This window comes from Saccharomonospora saliphila YIM 90502 (genome assembly GCF_000383795.1).
Classification (GTDB): Bacteria; Actinomycetota; Actinomycetes; order Mycobacteriales; family Pseudonocardiaceae; genus Saccharomonospora; species Saccharomonospora saliphila.
The window spans coordinates 1-2,192 of record NZ_KB912683.1; the positions used below are offsets into that span (position 1 = coordinate 1).

Below are 2,192 nucleotides of genomic sequence, written 5' to 3' on the forward strand. Positions count from 1 at the left end.
CCGGAGCCGCCGGAGCCGCCCGCCGTCGCGCCGCCGCGACCGGAGCCGCGCCGGCTCAGGTACTCGTCGATGCCGCCGGGCAGGTGGGTGATCTCGCCGTCGCCGAACAGCGCGACCACCGTGTCGCAGACGCGCTCGACGAGGTAGCGGTCGTGAGAGACCACCACTAGCGTGCCCGCCCACCCGTCGAGCAGGTCCTCCAGTTGCTGAAGGGTGTCGATGTCGAGGTCGTTGGTGGGCTCGTCGAGCAGCAGCACGTTCGGTTCGGACATCAGCAGCCGCACCAGTTGCAGCCGCCGCCGTTCCCCGCCGGAGAGGTCACGCACCGGCGTCCACTGCCGCGCGCGGCCGAACCCGAGCCGCTCGGCCAGCTGCGAGGCGGACAGTTCGTCCCGGCCCAGCGTCACCCGGGAGGCGACCCGCTCGACGGCCTGAAGCACCCGCAACTCCCCCGGCAGGTCGTCGAGTTCCTGCCGCAGGTGGGCCAGGCGCACGGTCTTGCCCTCGACACGCCGGCCCGTGGCCGGGTCGGTCTCGCCCGCGAGCAGCCGCAGCAGGGTGGTCTTGCCCGAACCGTTGACGCCCACGAGACCGATGCGGTCACCGGGGCCGATGCGCCAGGTCACGTGGTCGAGCAGGGTGCGCTCGTCGGTGGCCAGCGACACGTCCTCCAGTTCGAGCACGGTCTTGCCGAGGCGGCGCCGGGCGAAGGCCATCAGCTCCACCGTGTCGCGTGGCTCGGGCACGTCCGAGATGAGCGCCTCGGCGGCCTCGACCCGGTACTTGGGCTTCGACGTGCGCGCCTTCGCGCCGCGCTGCAACCACGCCAGCTCCTTGCGGGCCAGGTTGCGCCGCTTCTCCTCCGCGTTGGCTGCCAGCCGGGCACGCTCGGCGCGCGCGAAGACCCAGTCGGCGTAGCCACCCTCGTACTGCTCGACGCGGCCCCCGGTCACCTCCCAGGTGCGATCGCACACCGTGTCGAGGAACCACCGGTCGTGGGTGACGACCACGAGGGAGATCCGGCGGGCGAGCAGGTGGTCGGCCAGCCATCGCACGCCCTCGACGTCGAGGTGGTTGGTCGGCTCGTCGAGCACCACGAGGTCCAGCTCGGCCACGAGCGCGGCGGCCAGCGCGACGCGGCGGCGCTCGCCGCCGGACAGCGTCGCCGTCGGCGTGTCGAGGCCGATCGCCTGGATGCCGAGACCCTCCACGATGGAGCGAATTCGGGCGTCCGAGGCCCACTCGTGCTCGGCGGCGTACTCGGAGAGCACGGCCTCGCGCACGGTGCCACCCTCCGGCAGGTCAGTACGCTGGGTGACGACCCGCATCCGCAGCCCACGCGCCCGGCTGACCCGTCCCGAGTCGGGTTCCCCGAGGCCGGAGAGCACTTCGAGCAGCGTGGTCTTGCCCCCGCCGTTGAGCCCGACGACCCCGATGCGCTCGCCCGCGCCCACGCCGAGCGACACGCCGTCGAGCAGCGTCCGCTCACCGTAGGACTTGTGGACCGCCTCCAGGTTGACCAGGTTGGCCATGCGTTCGCTTCGTCCTTTCCCGTGGCTCGTGGTCCTTTCCCGTGGCTCGTACGCCGTGGCACGAGCGGGCGCCGCCCCGCGTGCCCGCGCCCGCTCGGGGGTTACTCGTCGTCGGTGTGCACGCGCGCTCCCGGGACCGGGCCGTGTGCCACCCGCACCGTCCGGCACACCCCGGCGCCCGCCAGCTCGGCGGCGACGGCGAGCGCGGAGTCGGCGTCGGAACACAGGAACGCACAGGTCGGCCCGGAGCCGGAGACCACGCCCGCGAGCGCGCCCGCCGTGACACCGGCCCGCAGCGTGCGCCGCAGCCCGGGCCGCAACGACACGGCCGCCGCCTGGAGGTCGTTGCCGAGCAGCAGAGCGAGCCGGCGTGGGTCACCCGAGGCCAGGGCTTCCATGACCGCCTCGTGCGGACCCACCCGGGGCGGGTCCCCATCGGCACGCAGCCGGTCCAGCTCCCCGTACACCTTCGGGGTGGACAGCCCGCGCTGGTCGAACGCGAGCACCCAGTGGAAGGTGTGCCGGGCGAGCACCGGAACGAGCCGCTCGCCGCGCCCGGTGCCCAGTGCGGTGCCTCCGTGCAGGGCGAAGGGCACGTCGCTGCCGAGCCCGGCCGCCACCTCGGCCAGCTCGTCGCGGGGCAGGTCCAGCTTCCACAAC

The 2,192-nt window shown here is 73.8% G+C and carries 2 protein-coding genes; both read right to left on the reverse strand.

The window, feature by feature from the left end:
* A partial coding sequence (locus SACSA_RS0113985) for an ABC-F family ATP-binding cassette domain-containing protein (RefSeq protein WP_019816527.1) occupies positions 1 to 1,532 on the reverse strand: 1,532 nt, incomplete at its 3' end.
* A gap of 101 nt (positions 1,533 to 1,633) precedes the next feature.
* The coding region (locus SACSA_RS22985) for a 4-(cytidine 5'-diphospho)-2-C-methyl-D-erythritol kinase (protein ID WP_048876806.1) at positions 1,634 to 2,192 on the reverse strand (559 nt) is incomplete at its 5' end.